This is a genomic window from Rubrivivax soli (genome assembly GCF_049810355.1).
Taxonomy (GTDB): Bacteria; Pseudomonadota; Gammaproteobacteria; order Burkholderiales; family Burkholderiaceae_C; genus Rubrivivax.
The window spans coordinates 2,321,682-2,338,142 of sequence record NZ_CP187368.1 but is presented as its reverse complement, the minus strand read 5'-3'; the positions used below and the strand labels follow the sequence as shown (position 1 = coordinate 2,338,142).

At 70.9% G+C, this 16,461-nt stretch carries 15 protein-coding genes; 5 read left to right on the top strand and 10 right to left on the bottom strand.

The window, feature by feature from the left end:
* Positions 1-25: 25 nt before the first annotated feature.
* From rfbC to ACPOLB_RS10495, 8 genes are read right to left on the bottom strand one after another with little or no spacing between them, the layout of a single operon-like run.
* On the bottom strand, positions 26-598 hold the full coding sequence (gene rfbC, locus ACPOLB_RS10530) for a dTDP-4-dehydrorhamnose 3,5-epimerase (protein ID WP_425261313.1): 573 nt from the start codon (positions 596-598) through the stop codon (positions 26-28).
* The gene (rfbA, locus tag ACPOLB_RS10525) at positions 598-1,479 is read right to left on the bottom strand and encodes a glucose-1-phosphate thymidylyltransferase RfbA (RefSeq protein ID WP_425261312.1); all 882 of its coding nucleotides are present in this window, start codon (positions 1,477-1,479) and stop codon (positions 598-600) included. Before rfbA ends, rfbC begins: the two co-directional genes overlap by 1 nt.
* Positions 1,480-1,498: 19 nt before the next feature.
* Positions 1,499-2,398, bottom strand: a complete 900-nt coding sequence (gene rfbD, locus ACPOLB_RS10520; RefSeq protein ID WP_425261311.1) for a dTDP-4-dehydrorhamnose reductase — start codon at positions 2,396-2,398, stop codon at positions 1,499-1,501.
* Positions 2,398-3,459 (bottom strand): dTDP-glucose 4,6-dehydratase, encoded by a 1,062-nt coding sequence (rfbB, locus tag ACPOLB_RS10515; protein ID WP_425261310.1) that lies wholly within the window; start codon positions 3,457-3,459, stop codon positions 2,398-2,400. The genes rfbD and rfbB overlap by 1 nt, the downstream gene beginning before the upstream one ends.
* 6 nt (positions 3,460-3,465) lie before the next feature.
* Positions 3,466-4,908, bottom strand: a complete 1,443-nt coding sequence (locus ACPOLB_RS10510; protein WP_425261309.1) for a mannose-1-phosphate guanylyltransferase/mannose-6-phosphate isomerase — start codon at positions 4,906-4,908, stop codon at positions 3,466-3,468.
* Positions 4,905-5,924, bottom strand: coding sequence for a UDP-glucose 4-epimerase GalE (gene galE, locus ACPOLB_RS10505; RefSeq protein WP_425261307.1), 1,020 nt, complete (start codon positions 5,922-5,924; stop codon positions 4,905-4,907). Before galE ends, ACPOLB_RS10510 begins: the two co-directional genes overlap by 4 nt.
* Before the next feature lie 5 nt (positions 5,925-5,929).
* Positions 5,930-7,171: a hypothetical protein gene (locus ACPOLB_RS10500; RefSeq protein ID WP_425261306.1), complete on the bottom strand. Its 1,242-nt coding sequence runs from the start codon at positions 7,169-7,171 to the stop codon at positions 5,930-5,932.
* Positions 7,172-7,199: 28 nt separating this feature from the next.
* On the bottom strand, positions 7,200-8,594 hold the full coding sequence (locus ACPOLB_RS10495; RefSeq protein WP_425261305.1) for an undecaprenyl-phosphate glucose phosphotransferase: 1,395 nt from the start codon (positions 8,592-8,594) through the stop codon (positions 7,200-7,202).
* 122 nt (positions 8,595-8,716) lie between these two features.
* On the opposite strand from ACPOLB_RS10495, the gene ACPOLB_RS10490 reads away from it, so the two are divergent.
* From ACPOLB_RS10490 to aspS, 5 genes are all read left to right on the top strand, one after another.
* Positions 8,717-9,244 (top strand): hypothetical protein, encoded by a 528-nt coding sequence (locus ACPOLB_RS10490; RefSeq protein ID WP_425261303.1) that lies wholly within the window; start codon positions 8,717-8,719, stop codon positions 9,242-9,244.
* An 11-nt stretch (positions 9,245-9,255) separates the two neighbouring features.
* Positions 9,256-10,815: a ubiquinone biosynthesis regulatory protein kinase UbiB gene (gene ubiB, locus ACPOLB_RS10485; protein ID WP_425261302.1), complete on the top strand. Its 1,560-nt coding sequence runs from the start codon at positions 9,256-9,258 to the stop codon at positions 10,813-10,815.
* A 38-nt stretch (positions 10,816-10,853) separates the two neighbouring features.
* Positions 10,854-11,186 carry an FmdB family zinc ribbon protein gene (locus ACPOLB_RS10480; protein WP_425261905.1) on the top strand — a complete coding sequence of 111 codons (333 nt, stop codon included), beginning with the start codon at positions 10,854-10,856 and terminating at the stop codon, positions 11,184-11,186.
* A 35-nt stretch (positions 11,187-11,221) separates the two neighbouring features.
* The gene (locus tag ACPOLB_RS10475; protein WP_425261301.1) at positions 11,222-11,854 is read left to right on the top strand and encodes a DUF502 domain-containing protein; all 633 of its coding nucleotides are present in this window, start codon (positions 11,222-11,224) and stop codon (positions 11,852-11,854) included.
* A gap of 116 nt (positions 11,855-11,970) precedes the next feature.
* Complete coding sequence (gene aspS, locus ACPOLB_RS10470) at positions 11,971-13,755, top strand: aspartate--tRNA ligase (protein ID WP_425261299.1); 1,785 nt, start codon at positions 11,971-11,973, stop codon at positions 13,753-13,755.
* A gap of 61 nt (positions 13,756-13,816) precedes the next feature.
* Here the strand turns inward: aspS and ACPOLB_RS10465 are convergent, their stop codons facing one another.
* Positions 13,817-14,419, bottom strand: a complete 603-nt coding sequence (locus ACPOLB_RS10465) for an exopolysaccharide biosynthesis protein (protein WP_425261298.1) — start codon at positions 14,417-14,419, stop codon at positions 13,817-13,819.
* Between the two features lie 91 nt (positions 14,420-14,510).
* Positions 14,511-16,400 carry a gamma-glutamyltransferase gene (gene ggt, locus ACPOLB_RS10460; RefSeq protein WP_425261297.1) on the bottom strand — a complete coding sequence of 630 codons (1,890 nt, stop codon included), beginning with the start codon at positions 16,398-16,400 and terminating at the stop codon, positions 14,511-14,513.
* Between the last annotated feature and the right edge of the window lie 61 nt (positions 16,401-16,461).

The window sequence follows — 16,461 nt, the reverse complement described above, 5'->3', positions numbered from 1 at the left end:
CGTCCAGGCTTCGCGTGCCTGGGTGCTACAGCTGCGGCAGGTCGGCGTCGGTCAGCAGCGGTGCGGCGGCGTCCTTGGGGGCCACCAGCGGGGCCCTGCAGCCCGGCGGCAGCGGCCAGCGGATACCGATGGCCGGGTCGTCCCAGCGCACGCTGCGTTCGCAGTCGCGTGCGTAGACGTCGGTGGTCTTGTAGAGGAAGTGCGTGTGGTCCTGCAGCGCCAGGAAGCCGTGCGCGAAGCCGGGCGGGATCCACAGCTGCCGCCGGTTGTCGGCATTCAGCTCGATGCCGAACCACTGCCCGAAGGTGGCCGAGCCGGCACGGATGTCGACCGCCACGTCGAAGGCCGCACCCTGCACCACGCGCACCAGCTTGCCTTGCGCGTGCGGCGGCAGTTGGTGGTGCAGGCCGCGCAGCACGCCGGCCTGGCTGCACGAGTGGTTGTCCTGCACGAAGCGCGGCGCCGGCAGGCCCAGCGCGGCCAGGCCGGCGGTCCAGCGGGCTTCGTTGAAGCTCTCCATGAACCAGCCGCGCTCGTCGCCGAACACCGCAGGCTCGACGATGAGCACGCCGGGCAGGGGGGTGGGCAGCAACTGCATCAGAAGGCCTTGTCCTGCAGCACCTGCATCAGGTACTGGCCGTAGCCGTTCTTGAGCATCGGCTGCGCCTGCCGTTCCAGCGCGGCGGCGTCGATCCAGCCGCTGCGGTAGGCGATCTCCTCGGGGCACGCCACCTTCAGGCCCTGGCGCTTCTCCAGCGTGGCGATGAACTGCCCGGCTTCGAGCAGGCTGTCGTGCGTGCCGGTGTCGAGCCAGGCGTAGCCGCGGCCCATGATCTCGACGTCGAGCTGGCCCTGACGGAGGTACTGCGCGTTGACCTCGGTGATCTCGAGCTCGCCCCGGGCCGAGGGCCGGATGGAGGCTGCGATGTCGCAGACCTGGTCGTCGTAGAAGTACAGCCCCGTGACGGCGTAGTTGCTCTTGGGCACCTTGGGCTTTTCCTCGATGCTGAGCGCGCGCTTGTGGGCGTCGAACTCCACCACGCCGTAGCGCTCGGGGTCGGTCACGTGGTAGGCGAAGACCGAGGCGCCGTGCTGCCGTGCGCTGGCGCGCTGCAGCATGGGCTGGAAGTCGTGGCCGTAGAAGATGTTGTCGCCCAGCACCAGCGCGCTCGGCGCGCCGCCGACGAAGCCGCGTCCCAGGATGAACGCCTGCGCCAGGCCGTCGGGGCTGGGCTGCACGCAATAGCTGAGCTGCATGCCCCAGCGGCTGCCGTCGCCCAGCAGCGCCTCGAAGCGCGGCGTGTCCTGCGGCGTGCTGATGATCAGCACTTCGCGGATGCCGGCCAGCATCAGCGTCGACAGCGGGTAGTAGACCATCGGCTTGTCGTACACCGGCAGCAGCTGCTTGCTGATCGCCAGCGTGGCCGGATGCAGCCGCGTGCCCGAGCCGCCGGCGAGGATGATGCCCTTGCGTTGCATGGTGGTGTGCCTTCTCGGTTCAGCGGCCCAGGATCTCGGCGAGCATGCGCGTCACGCCGGACTGCCACGGCGGCAGCTCCAGGCCGAAGGCCTCGCGCAGCCTGGTCGTGTCCAGGCGCGAGTTCAACGGCCGCTGCGCCGGCGTCGGGTAGGCGCTGGTGGGGATGGCGTGCACGGCGTCGGGCGCCACCTTCAGCGGCTGCCCGGCGGCGCGGGCGTGTTCGATCACGAAGCGCGCATACGCGTGCCAGCTGGTCTCGCCGCCGGCCACGCAGTGGTACAGGCCGCCCAGTGCCGGCTGCACGACGGCCTGGCGCAGCGCATGCGCGGTGACGTCGGCCAGCAGCTCGGCTCCGGTGGGCGCGCCGATCTGGTCGGCGATGACGTTCAGCGTGTCGCGCTCGGCCGCCAGCTTCAGCATGGTCTTGGCGAAGTTGCCGCCGCGCGTGGCGTAGACCCAGCTGGTGCGCAGGATGAGGTGGTGGCAGCCGCTGGCGGCGATCGCCTGCTCGGCTTCGAGCTTGGTGCGGCCGTAGACGCTGAGCGGCGCCGTCGGCGCGCTTTCGTCGCGCGGGCTGTCGCCGCTGCCGTCGAAGACGTAGTCGGTGCTGTAGTGCACGAGCCAGGCGCCGCGCGCAGCGGCTTCGCGCGCCAGCACCGCGGGTGCGGTGGCGTTCAGCGCGCGTGCCAGCTCGGGTTCGCTCTCGGCCTTGTCGACCGCGGTGTGGGCGGCGGCATTGACGATCACGTCGGGGCGCACGGCCTGCACCAGCGCCGCCAGCGACTCGGGCTGCGCGAAGTTCGCCGTGTGCGGTGCCGGGCTGTCGAAGTCGCAGGCCACCACGTTGCCCAGCGGTGCCAGCGCGCGCTGCAGTTCCCAGCCGACCTGGCCGTTCTTGCCCAGCAGCAGGATCTGCATCAGCGTGCGTTGTAGTTGGTCGCGACCCAGTCGCGGTAGCCGCCGCTCTGCACCTGCGCCACCCAGTCGGCGTGGGCCAGGTACCACTGCACGGTCTTGCGGATGCCGCTGGCGAAGGTCTCGGCCGGGCGCCAGCCGAGCTCGCGCTCGATCTTGCGCGCGTCGATGGCATAGCGGCGGTCGTGGCCGGGGCGGTCGGCAACGTAGGTGACCAGGCGGCTGTACGGGCCGGCCGGGTCGGGGCGCAGCTCGTCGAGCAGGGCACAAACGGTGCGCACGATGTCGATGTTGGCCTGCTCGTTCCAGCCGCCGATGTTGTAGACCTCGCCGACGCGGCCGCTGGCGAGCACGGCGCGGATGGCGCTGCAGTGGTCGCCCACGTACAGCCAGTCGCGGATCTGCTGGCCGTCGCCGTACACCGGCAGCGGCTTGCCCGCGAGCGCGTTGACGATCATCAGCGGGATCAGCTTCTCGGGGAAGTGGTACGGCCCGTAGTTGTTGCTGCAGTTGGTGGTGAGCACCGGCAGCCCGTAGGTGTGGTGCCAGGCGCGCACCAGGTGGTCGCTGGCGGCCTTGCTGGCGCTGTACGGGCTGTTGGGTTCGTAGGGGTGGGTCTCGGTGAAGGCCGGGGCGCCGGGCGCGAGGCTGCCGTAGACCTCGTCGGTGCTCACGTGGTGGAAGCGGAACGCGGCGCGGGCCGTGGCGTCGAGTGCCGACCAGTGCGCACGCGCGGCCTCGAGCAGCGTGAAGGTGCCCTCGACGTTGGTCTTGATGAAGGCGCCGGGGCCGTGGATGCTGCGGTCGACGTGGCTCTCGGCCGCGAAGTGCAGCACCGCGCGCGGGCTGTGCGTGGCGAACAGGCTGTCGAGCAGCGGCCGGTCGCCGATGTTGCCGTGCACGAAGACGTGGCGCGTGTCGCCCTGCAGCGCGGCCAGGTTGCGCAGGTTGCCGGCGTAGGTGAGCGCGTCGAGGTTGACCACCGTCTCGTCGCTCTGCGCCAGCCAGTCGAGCACGAAGTTGCTGCCGATGAAGCCGGCTCCGCCGGTGACAAGAATGGTCATGGCGCGCTACTTCCGACCGTAGGTGTCTTCGAACCGCACGATGTCGTCTTCGCCCAGGTAGCTGCCGCTCTGCACCTCGATGATCTCCAGCGGCACCTTGCCCGGGTTGGCCAGGCGGTGGGTCTGGCCGAGCGGGATGTAGGTGCTCTGGTTCTCGGTGAGCATGATGACCTTGTCGCCGTTGGTCACCTCGGCCGTGCCGCTGACGACGATCCAGTGCTCGGCGCGGTGGTGGTGCATCTGCAGGCTCAGCGAGGCGCCGGGCTTGACCATGATGCGCTTGACCTGGTGGCGCGGGCCGTTGTCGATGCTGTCGTACCAGCCCCAGGGGCGGTGCACCTTGCGGTGCAGCGCATGTTCGCCGCGCTGCTCGCGGCCGAGCTGGTTGACGATCTGCTTGACCTCCTGGCTGCGTTCGCGGTCGGCCACGAGCACGGCGTCGGGTGTCTCCACCACGATGACGTCGGTCAGCCCGACCACGCTGACGAGGCGGCTGGTGGCGTGCACCAGCGTGTTGTGGCTGTCCTTGACGATGGCGTCGCCGACCGCGGCGTTGCCGTCGGCGTCCTTGGGCGCCACCTGCCACACGGCCTCCCAGGCGCCGAGGTCGTTCCAGCCGGCGTCGAGCGCCACCATGCGGATGTCGAAGGGGCTGCCCGGGCACTTCTCCATCACCGCGTAGTCGATGGACTCCGACGGCACGGCCGCGAACTCGGCCTTGCCCGGGCGCACGAAGCGCTGGTCGGTGCTGCGCGCGGCCCACGCGGTGCGGCAGCTGGCGGCGATGTCGGGGCGGAAGCGCTCCAGCGCCGCCATCCAGACGCTGGCCTTCAGCACGAACATGCCGGCGTTCCAGAAGTAGCCGCCGGCGGCCAGGTAGCGCTGCGCCGTCTCGAGGTCGGGCTTCTCGACGAACTGCGCCACGTGCAGCGCGGCGCTGCCGGGGGCGGCCTCGGTGCGGATGTAGCCGTAGCCGGTCTCGGGGCGGTCGGGCGTGATGCCCAGGATGGTGATGGCGCCGTCGGCGGCCACCTCCACCGCGCGCTGCAGCGCGGCGCGGAAGGCCGCCTCGTCGGTCACGGTCTGGTCCGACGAGATCACGGCCAGCACCGGGTCGGCGCCGTGCTCCAGCGCCTGCAGCGCGGCCAGCGTCAGGGCGGGCGCGGTGTTGCGCCCGGCCGGCTCCAGCACCACGGCGGCCGGCTCGATCTGCACTTCGCGCAGCTGGTCCAGCACCATGAAGCGGTGCTCCTCGTTGCCGACGATCAGCGGGGCGGCCACCGCGACACCGCCGCCGTCCAGGCCCCGCAGCCGCGAGGCGGCCTGCTGGAACAAGGTGCTGTTGCCCGCCAGCACGAGGAATTGCTTGGGAAAGCCCGCGCGCGACAGCGGCCAGAGCCGGGTGCCGGAGCCGCCGGCCATGATGACGGGTTGGACGGAGATGCTCATGGGAGTGCAAAGCCCTGGGGGTTGAGGGACTGCCAGCGCCAGCTGTCGGCACACATGCGGTCCAGGCCGTGCTGCGCGCGCCAGCCCAGCAGTGTCGCCGCCATTGTCGGGTCGGCATAGCAGGCCGCGACGTCGCCGGGCCGGCGCGGCACGATTTGGTAAGGAATGTCACGCCCGCTCGCCTGCGCGTAGGCGCGCACGACCTCCAGCACGCTGCTGCCGCTGCCGGTGCCGAGGTTGACGGTGAGCGAGCCGGGGTGGTCGAGCAGGCGGCGCAGCGCGGCGACGTGGCCTTGGGCGAGGTCGACGACGTGGATGTAGTCGCGCACGCCGGTGCCGTCGGGCGTGGGGTAGTCGCCGCCGAACACCTGCAGCTGCGGCCGCCGCCCCACCGCCACCTGGGCCACGTAGGGCATCAGGTTGTTCGGCGTGCCGCGCGGGTCTTCGCCGATGCGGCCGCTCTCGTGCGCGCCCACCGGGTTGAAGTAGCGCAGGCAGGCCGACTGCCAGGCGGGGTCGGACGCGCCCAGGTCGCGCAGGATCTGCTCGCCCATCAGCTTGGTCTGGCCATAGGGGTTGGTGGCGCTGAGCGCGGCGTCCTCGGTGATCGGCAGCCGCTCGGGGTCGCCGTAGACGGTGGCGCTGGAGCTGAACACGAAGCGCCGCACGCCGTGGCGCTGCATCGCGGCGCACACCGTGAGCAGCCCGCCCAGGTTGTTGGCGTAGTAGGCCAGCGGCTGCGCGGTGGACTCGCCCACCGCCTTGAAGGCCGCGAAGTGCACGGTGGCGGCGATGCGGTGGCGCTGGAACAGGCCGTCGACCGCGCCGGCGTCGGTGACGTCGAGCCGCTCGAACACCGGCGCCCGGCCGCCCAGGTCGCGCAGCCGCTCGAGCACCTCCGGGCTGCTGTTGGAGAAGTCGTCGACGCCGACGACGTCGAAGCCCGCGGCCTGCAGGGCCAGCCAGGTGTGCGAGCCGATGTAGCCGGTGGCGCCGGTGAGCAGGATGGTGGTCATGGGGTCTATTGCAGCGTGAACCGGGCCGAGCACGCGAGCGTGTTGTCCCTGTAGTCGGAGCTCAGCGTGCTGGCGTCGCCGCTGCGCTGGTCGCGTGCCAGGTTGCAGCCCAGGCGCAGGCTGCGCGTGGGCGCCCAGTCGACGCCGGCCTCCAGCACGGTGCGGCGGTCGCGGCCATCGACCGCGCTGCCGCTGCCGGACAGCGTGCGCGTGAGCGCGCGCCGGGCGTGCGTGAACCGGGTGTTGAACGCCAGCTTGGCCGTGGCCTGCCAGTCGGCGCGCCAAAGCAGCGTGGTCGTCATGCGGCTGTAGTCGACGGTGGCATCGGCAGCAGCGTCGGCGCTGTCGGAGAAATACGAGGACTGGCTGGGGTCGCGCGTGAGGCGGGTCTCCAGGCGCAGCTTGCCCGTGGGCTGCCAGGTCCAGCGCAGCAAGCCGGTGACGCCGGAGAAGTCGCGCTGCGACGCGATGTCGTAGCGGATGCGCGCCAGGCTCACGCGGGCGGCCAGCCGGCTGGCGCCGGAGGGCTGCAGGCTGCCGCTGAGGTCGAGATCGCTGCGCGCGAAGTGGTCGGGCAGCGGCGTGCCGTCGGCCGCGGTGCGAAAGCGCGGGTAGCGTCCCCGCGTCTCGCGCAGACCCAGGCCGATGCTGCCGGCGCCGCCCGGGCTGTAGCGCAGGCTGGCGCCGGCACTGCGTTCGCGGAACTCGCGGCTTTGGTATTCATCGGCGGAGTAGTCGACGCTGCGGATCGTGCCGTTGAGTTCGGCCGTCCAGTCGGTCACCACGCCGATGCGCACGGTGTTGTCGATCTCGCCCGTGGTCTGCAGGTTCTTGTTCGGCAGGAAGCCGATCTCGTCGGCGTAGAAGTCGGCCAGCGTGCGGTTGGCGCTGGCGCGCAGGGTGCCCGAGACGCGCTCGACCGTGGCCCAGTCGAGCCCGCCAGCGAGGGCGTAGCCTTCGTTGTCGTAGATGCGGTTGTTCGACAGCCGGTCGGCACGCAGGCTCAGGTTGCCGTAGGCGCGCTGGCGGCCGAAGGGCTGGTCCAGCCCGGCCAGCAGCGCCGTGGACGACACGGTGTCGGCGCGGCTGAAGCCGGCCGGCACGGCGGCATCGGCCGGCAGCCGCAGCAGGTTGGAGCTGCGCGAGACGGTCTGCGACACGCCCAGCGACCACGGGTTGCCATCGGCCCGGGCCGCCGGGGCGGCGAGCGCGGCCAGCAGCAGTGGCAGCAGGAATCGGGTGGTCATCGCGGAAGCGGTGCGGCCGGAGCCGGCGTCAGTAGGCATTGCGGTCGAAGAACACCAGCTTCACGGTGCGGGCGATGATCTGCAGGTCCAGCCCCAGCGACCAGTTGCGCAGGTACTCCAGATCGTATTCGACGCGCGCCTGCATCTTGTCGATCGTCTCGGTCTCGCCGCGGTGGCCGTTCACCTGTGCCCAGCCGGTGATGCCCGGCTTGACCTTGTGGCGCACCATGTAGGCCTTGATGATCTGGCGGTACTGCTCGTTGTGCGCCACCGCGTGCGGGCGCGGGCCGACGATGCTCATGCGGCCCTGCAGCACGTTGAAGAACTGCGGCAGTTCGTCCAGCGAGGTGCGGCGGATGAAGGCGCCGAAGGGCGTGATGCGCGGGTCGCCCTTGGTCGCCTGCTGCACCACCGGGCCGTTGTCCTGCGTGCGCATCGAACGGAACTTCCAGACCACGATCTCGCCGCCGTCCAGGCCGTTGCGGCGCTGGCGGAAGATCACCGGTCCGGGCGAGCTCAGCTTCACGCCCACCGCCAGCACCAGCAGCAGCGGAGCGATCAGCACCAGGATGGCGCTGGCCAGCAGGATGTCGGAGATGCGCTTGACGAGCTCGTTGGTGCCCGTGAACGGGGTCTCGCAGATGCCCACCACGGGCACGCCGTTCATGTCCTTCAGCCGGCCCTGGATGATGCTGATGCCGAACACGTCGGGCACGTAGAAGATGGATGCCGTGGTGCCCTGCACCTGTTCCAGAAGCGCCACGATGCGCGGCTGCGAGCCCAGCGGCAGCGTGATGTAGACCTCGTTGACACCCTGTGCACGCACGTAGGGCGCCGCGTCGCGCAGCGTGCCCAGCCGCTGGCCCGACGCAGCCGGGTCGACGCGGTCGTCGGTGCGGTCGTCGAAGTAGCCCAGGAACGACGGGCCGCTGTCGCCGCCGGCCTGGAAGGCCCGCGAGACCTTCACGCCCAGCGCACTGGCGCCGACCACGACCGCACTGCGCCGGTGCTCGGGCAGCGTCGCCCGGTGGCGCAGCCAGCTGCGGCCGGCGAAGAACGCCAGCCACTGCAGCACCGGCGTGGCCGCCGCCCAACAGGCCAGCACGCCGGGATCGAAGAAGCCCAGGCTGCGCGTGGCGTAGCCGCACAGCGCCAGGATCAGCAGCAGGCTCACCCACGAGGTGCCGATGTCGACGGCAGCATTCAGCGGCCGGTCCTCGAAGCGGTTGCGGCCCGGGAACGTGAGCGCGAAGATCAGCAGGCACAGCGTGAGATCGGGGCGCAGCACGGGTTCTTCGAACCACTCCGCCACGGCCAGGTACACGGCCACCGTGATGGTGGGTTCCATGAAGGCGGCCACCAGCGACGTCACCGACTGCGGTGCGCTGTAGAACGTGCGTTTGTAGCTGCGGTCTTCGAACATCGGTGGGGTCGGTTGCCCGGATGGGCAGCCGGCGCCAAAGCGGCGCATTCTCGCCCAAAGCGTGCGTCCGGCAGGCTTCGTTGCAGGGGCTTGCATCTGCCATGCCTGCCTACAATCCCGCCATGCTTCAAACCCTGCACAGCCTGCTCGCACCTGCCGTCATGGAGCGCCTGACGCTGGTCATCAACCACGTGCTGGCCTCGGAAGACGTGGCCACGGCGCGGCTGAAGGCCCACGCCGGGCGCTGCGTCGAGCTCAGCCCCACCGGCTGGCCCGCGCTGCTGCCGCCGCCGCCGGTGCTGGCCTTCCGCGTCACGCCGGCCGGGTTGCTGGAATGGTGCAGCGCCGGGGCCGGCCCGGGTGCCGACCTGCTGGTGCGCCTGGACGCCTCGAACCCCGCGCTGCTGCTGGCGCGTGCGCTCGGCGGTGAACTGCCACCGGTGGCGGTGGAAGGCGACGCGGCGCTGGCCGGCGACGTCAACTGGCTGCTGCAGAACCTGCGCTGGGACGTGGCGGCCGACCTCGAGCGTGTCGTCGGCCCCACCATGGCGGCGCCGCTGATGAAGCTGGGCTCGGCACTGGCGCACGCGCTGCGCGCGGCGGTGCAGGGCGCCGGTGCGCTGGGCAGCCGCCTGCGGCCGCGCGCCTAGGCGGCGCGGCGATGCGCCACCTCACGCGGCTCGTCTTCATCGTCCTGACCGTCCTGCGCTTCGGCCTGGACGAGGTGGCGCTGTCGGCCTTCCGCCAGCCCTGGGTGCGGCTGCTGGTGCGGGTGGCCACCGTGGGCCGCCGGCTCGACGCGCCGCGCGGCGTGCGCCTGCGCCGCGCGCTCGAGCGGCTGGGGCCGATCTTCGTCAAGTTCGGCCAGGTGCTGAGCACCCGCCGCGACCTGCTGCCGCTGGACATGGCCGACGAGCTGGCGCTGCTGCAGGACCGCGTACCGCCCTTCCCGGCCGCCGAGTCGCGGGTGCTGGTGGAGAAGGCCTTCGGCCGCCGCATCGAGGAGATCTTCTCCAGCTTCGACGCCGAGCCCGTGGCCAGCGCTTCCATCGCGCAGGTGCACTTCGCGGTGCTGAAGGACGGGCGCCAGGTCGCCGTGAAGGTGCTGCGCCCGGGCATGCTCGACGTCATCGACGACGACCTGCGCCTGCTGCACACGCTGGCGCGCTGGGTCGAGCGTCTGTCGGCCGACGGCAAGCGGCTCAAGCCGCGCGAGGTGGTGGCCGAGTTCGACGGCTACCTGCACGACGAGCTCGACCTCGTGCGCGAGGCCAGCAACGCGGCGCAGCTGCGCCGCAACATGGACGGCCTGAACCTGGTGCTGGTGCCCGAGATGGTGTGGGAGCTGTGCACGCACAGCGTCATCGTCATGGAGCGCATGCACGGCGTGCCGATCAGCCAGCTCGAGCGCATCCGCGAGGCCGGGGTCGACATCAAGAAGCTCGCGCGCGACGGTGTCACGATCTTCTTCACGCAGGTCTTCCGCGACGGCTTCTTCCACGCCGACATGCACCCGGGCAACATCCAGGTCAGCCTGGACCCGCGCACCTTCGGCCGCTACATCGCGCTGGACTTCGGCATCGTCGGCACGCTCACCGACAACGACAAGGAATACCTGGCGTACAACTTCATCGCCTTCTTCCGCCGCGACTACAAGCGCGTGGCGGAACTGCACATCGAAAGCGGCTGGGTGCCGCCCGACACGCGCGTCGACGCGCTGGAAGGCGCCATCCGGGCCGTGTGCGAACCGCACTTCGACCGGCCGCTGAAGGACATCTCGCTCGGCCAGGTGCTGATGCGGCTGTTCCAGACCAGCCGCCGCTTCAATGTCGAGATCCAGCCGCAGCTGGTGCTGCTGCAGAAGACGCTGCTGAACATCGAGGGCCTGGGCCGGCAGCTCGACCCCGACCTCGACCTGTGGAGCACGGCCAAGCCCTTCCTCGAGCGCTGGATGAACGAGCAGATCGGCTGGCGCGGCCTGCTCGAGCGCTTGAAGAACGAGGCCCCGCGCTACGCCCAGCTGCTGCCCGAGCTGCCGCGGCTGCTGCACCAGTCGCTGCAGCGCGGCCGCACGCACGGCGAGTCGCCGCTGCTGCCGGCGCTGCTGGCAGAGCAGCGCCGCACCAACCGGCTGCTGCAGGTGCTGATCTACGGCGCCATCGGTTTCGTCGCCGGCCTGCTGGCCACGCGGCTGGCCCTGCAACTCGGCTGGTGGGTCTGAACCCTTACAATTCCGCTTTTCAAATCAAGGGTTTAGCCATGCCGATCTATGCGTATCGCTGCGCATCCTGCGGCCACGCCCAGGACCATCTGCAGAAGATCTCGGACGACGCGCTGACGGCCTGCCCGGCCTGCGGCGCGGCGTCGTATGCCAAGCAGGTCACCGCCGCCGGCTTCCAGCTCAAGGGCTCGGGCTGGTACGTGACCGATTTCCGCGGCGGCAACAATGCCGCCCCGGCCAAGCCCGGCGCCGCCGGCGATGCCGCCGCGGCGCCTGCCGCCGACAAGGCAGCCGACAAGGCGCCGGAGAAGGCGGCCGACAAGCCCGCCCCCACGCCGGCCCCCGCGCCGGCGGCGCCGGCTGCCGACTGATCCCCTCCCTTGTCCGACCGTCCCCGAAAGCGCGCGTGAAGAAGTACATCCTTGCCGGCCTGCTCGTCTGGCTGCCCCTGGCCATCACGGTCTGGGTGCTGTCGTGGCTGCTCGGCGCGCTGAACGGCGTCTTCGAGAGCATGTTGTCGGCCTCGCAGGCCGTGCTGCCGCAGGCCGCGCACGCCAGCATCGAGCGCCTGCGCCACGTGCCGGGCCTGGGCATCGTGGTGATGGTGCTGGGCCTGCTGCTGACCGGCGTGTTCGCGGCCAACTTCGTGGGCCAGTGGTGGCTGCGGCAGTGGGACCGCGTGCTGCACAACATCCCCATCGTCAAGAGCATCTACAGCTCGGTCAAGCAGGTCTCCGACACGCTGTTCTCCAGCAGCGGCAACGCCTTCCGCGAAGCCGTGCTCGTGCAGTACCCGCGCCAGGGTTCGTGGACCATCGCGTTCGTGACCGGCAAGCCCGGCGGCGAGGTGGCGGCCCACCTCAGCGACGACTTCGTGAGCGTGTACGTGCCGACCACGCCGAACCCGACCTCCGGCTTCTTCCTCATGATGCCGCGCAGCGACGTGCGGGTGCTGAAGATGAGCGTCGACGAGGCGCTGAAGTACGTGATCTCGATGGGCGTGGTGGCGCCCCCGGAGGCCGCGCCGGCCCGAAATTGACGGGGTCGGCCGCGCCCACCCCCATGCAGGCGCAGCGGCCGGTCCTCAGGGCTTGCGACAGAGCCCGCCCCGCCTGAACAGCACGACAGCACAACACCGGTTTTTGGAGTGACCCGATGAGAACGACTTACTGCGGCCTGGTCAGCGAGACGCTGATGGACCAGACCGTCACCCTGATGGGCTGGGCCCACCGCCGCCGCGACCATGGCGGCGTGATCTTCATCGACCTGCGCGACCGCGAAGGCCTGGTGCAGGTGGTCTGCGACCCCGACCGCGCCGACATGTTCAAGGCCGCCGAGGGCGTGCGCAACGAGTTCTGCCTGAAGATCGTCGGCAAGGTGCGCGCGCGCCCGGCCGGCACCGAGAACGCCAACCTCACCAGCGGCCGCATCGAGGTGCTGTGCCACGAGCTGGAGGTGCTGAACCCCAGCGTCACGCCGCCGTTCCCGCTGGACGACGAGAACCTCAGCGAGACCGTGCGCCTGACGCACCGCGTGCTCGACCTGCGCCGGCCGCAGATGCAGAAGAACCTGATGCTGCGCTACCGCGTCGCGATGGAGGTGCGCAAGTTCCTCGACGAGCAGGGCTTCGTCGACATCGAGACGCCGATGCTCACGAAGAGCACGCCCGAGGGCGCACGCGACTACCTCGTGCCCAGCCGCGTGCACGACGGCATGTTCTTCGCGCTGCCGCAGTCGCCCCAGCTCTTCAAGCAACTGCTGATGGTGGCGGGCTTCGACCGCTACTACCAGATCACCAAGTGCTTCCGCGACGAGGACCTGCGCGCCGACCGCCAGCCCGAGTTCACGCAGATCGACATCGAGACCTCGTTCCTGAACGAGGCCGAGATCCGCGCGATCACCGAGGCGATGGTGCGCACGGTGTTCCGCAAGGCGCTGGGCGTGGAGCTGCCGGTCTACGGCCACCTGACCTACGCCGAGGCCATGCACAAGTACGGCTCGGACAAGCCCGACCTGCGCGTGAAGCTGGAGTTCACCGAACTCACCGAGGTGATGAAGACGGTGGACTTCAAGGTGTTCTCGGGCCCCGCCACCAGCAAGGGCGGCCGGGTGGCTGCGCTGCGCGTGCCCGGTGGCGGCGAGATGAGCCGTGGCGAGATCGACGCCTACACCGAGTTCGTGAAGATCTACGGCGCCAAGGGCCTGGCCTGGATCAAGGTCAACGACGCCGGCAAGGGCCGCGAAGGGCTGCAGAGCCCGATCGTGAAGAACCTGCACGACGCCGCCATCGCCGAGATCATCGCGCGCACCGGCGCGTGCAACGGCGACGTCATCTTCTTCGGCGCCGACAAGGCCAAGGTCGTCAACGACGCCCTGGGCGCGCTGCGCGTGAAGATCGGCCACAGCGAGTTCGGCCGCCAGCACGGGCTGTTCGAGGACAAGTGGGCGCCGCTGTGGGTGGTCGACTTCCCGATGTTCGAGTACGACGAGGACAACAGCCGCTGGAGCGCGGTGCACCACCCGTTCACCGCGCCCAAGGACGGGCACGAGGACCTGATGGACACCGACCCCGGCGCCTGCATCGCCAAGGCCTACGACATGGTGCTCAACGGCTGGGAACTCGGCGGCGGCTCGGTGCGGATCCACCGCGCCGAGGTGCAGAGCAAGGTCTTCAAGGCGCTGAACATCACGGCCGAGGACGCCAAGGTGAAGTTCGGCTTCCTGCTCGATGCATTGCAGTACGGCGCGCCGCCGCACGGCGGCCTGGCCTTCGGCCTGGACCGCCTGGTCACGCTGATGACCAAGGCCGAGAGCATCCGCGACGTGATCGCGTTCCCGAAGACGCAGCGCGCGCAATGCCTGCTGACCGGCGCGCCGAGCAACGTCGACGAAGCGCAGCTGCGCGAGCTGCACATCCGCCTGCGCAACCCGACGGTATAGGTCGGCAGGCCTGCTGCCCGGGCCCGCCGCGCGGGCCCGGCGTCTCCTGGCGGTCCGCTAGCTAGGCCCCCCAGGCCGTGCCCAGCTGCCAGACCCCGGCGCCCAGCGCTGCGGTGAACAGCAGCGCCAGCGCCGCCGTGGCGCCGGACAGCAGCACGGCCAGGCCGTCGCGGAATGCCATGCCCAGGCCCAGCAGCACCACGGCGATGCCGGGCAGCACGTTGCCGAACGGGATGGGCAGGATGATCAGCACGGCCATCACCGCCACCTTGGGGGCCAGCCAGAACCGGTGGCCGTCGTGGGCCAGGCCGGTCAGGCGTTCGCGGGACAGGCGGCCGGCCAGGCCGTAGAAGCGCGCCAGCAGCAGCAACACGCGCTGGGCGGCGCTGCGCGACATCCGGAACCCGGCCACCCGCGCCGGCAATTGCAGCGGCTGGTCGCGGCCGTTGCGCCACATCGCCAGGGCCAGCGCCAGCAGCCCCCAGCCGAGCACGCTGCCGGTGCCGGGGATCGGCAGCATGCAGGGCACGGCCACCAGCACCAGCAGCGTGCCGTGGGTGCCCGGGCCGTGCGCGGCCAGCAGCGTCTGCATGCTCACCTGCTCGCCTTGCAGCGCCTCGGCGGCGGCGCGCAGGTGGTCCTCGGGGCGGTGGGCAGCGGTCATCGTGGGCGGCAGTATCGCCAGCCGCCGCAAGGCAGTGCTGCGGGCAGGCCCTTGCGGCGCCTGCCCCGCCCTGCGGCCCTGCCGCCACGCTTCAGCGCGGCAGCCCGATCACCGTGCCCTCGCGGCGCGCGTCGGCCGCGCCGTACTGCGCACCGGTCACCGGGTTGACCAGCACGGCCTGCACCGAGCCGATGTCGGTGACGCTGTACGTGTAGCCCAGCGCCAGCAGCCCTTCCAGCGTCGCCGCCGGGAAGCCGTTCTCCAGCGAGATGCCCGAGCCGGTGCCGGTGATCGACACGCGCGGCGCGTTGATGGCGTCCTGGATCGGCATCTTGTGGTCGATCAGGTTCAGCGTCACGTTCAGCACCGAATTGATGATCGTCGCGCCGCCCGGCGAGCCGTAGGCCACCAGCGGCCGGCCGCCGGGCGTGAAGATCATCGCCGGCGTCATGCTGCTGCGCGGCCGCTTGCGCGGCTGCACGTCGTTGAAGCCGGGCGTGCCGGTGAAGGTGTTGGTGGTGGGTGCGAGGTTGAAGTCGGTGAGCTCGTTGTTGAGCAGGAAGCCGTGGTTGCGGAAGCTGCCGTCGGCGTTGGTGTAGCCGGCGAAGACGCCGATGCCGTGCGACGACTCGATGGTGTTGGTGTACGACACCATGTTGCCGTGGCGGTCGATCACCGAGAAGTGCGTGGTGGTCTCGCCGGGCCCCTGCACCGGCTCGGCCGACGCGAAGCGCGGGCCGGGCTGGAAGCCGGCCACGTCGAACGGACGCGGGTCGCCCGGCACCGGGTTCGGCGTCAGCCGCGTGCCCGGCACGATGGCGGCACCGCGCTGCCCGACGTAGGTGGGGTCGAGCAGGCCCTTGGCGGGCACCGGCACGAAGTCGCTGTCGCCCATCCAGATGCTGCGGTCGGCGAAGGCCAGCCGCATCGCGTCGGCCATCACGTTGATGGTCTTGACGCTGCCGAAGCCGTAGCCCTGCGTGGCGTCGCCGAGCGGGAAGCGCTCCAGGAACTTCAGCATCTGCAGCATCGTCAGCGCGCCCGACGAGGGCGGCGCCATCGCCTTGATGCGGAAGCCGCGGTAGCTGGCCTCGATGGGCGCGCGGATGGCCGGCACGTAGCCTTCGAGGTCGGCGTAGTCCATGCTGCCGCCCTTGCCCCCGGGGGCCTGCGGGCGGTTGAACTTCTGGCCTTCGACGATGCCCTTGGCGATGTCGCAGCCCTTGTCGGGCATGTACTTGTAGAAGCAGTCGGCGCCGTGCCGCGCGATCAGCCGCAGCGTCTCGGCCAGCGGCTTGTTCTGCACCAGCGAGCCCGCCACCGGGGCCGCGCCGCCGGGGCAGAAGAAGGCCGCGGCCTCGGGCGAGTTCTGCGAGCGGCTGTTGCAGCTGACCGCGGCGTAGCGCGGCGTGGCGGCGAAGCCTTCGTCGGCGAGCCGGATCGCCGGCTGCAGCACGCGCCGCAGCGGCAGCTGGCCGTAGCGTTCCAGTGCCAGCGCGGTGCCGCGCACCATGCCCGGCACGCCGACCGCCACGCCCTGCAGACTGGCGCTGGGCACGCCGACGAACATGTCGGGCGTGGCGGCGGCGGGCGCGGTCTCGCGCGTGTCGATGGCAAAGGTCTCGCCTGTGGCGGCGAGGTGGATCATCATGAAGCCGCCGCCGCCGATGCCGGCCGACTGCGGCTCGACGACGTTCAGCGCGTAGGCGATGGCCACCGCCGCGTCGATGGCGTTGCCCCCGCGCTCCAGGATCTGCGCGCCGGCCTCGGCGCCGTACGGGTTGGCCACCGCCACCACACCGCGGCGGTAGGCCGGGCCCGACCAGGGCGCGCTGCGGACTGCGGCGCTGGTGGCCGCGACGCCGTCGCTGCGCAGCGGGCGGTCGCCTTCGTCGGCGTGTGCCGCGGCGCCCAGTGCGCAGGCCAGCAAGGCGGCCCAGCGCAGCGGTCGCAGGGCAGGGGGTCGGGGTGTGGTGGTCATGCGGGGTCTCCTGGCGTGTTGTCGTGGGGGCAGCAAGTGCCGGGCCATGCTGACACGCACG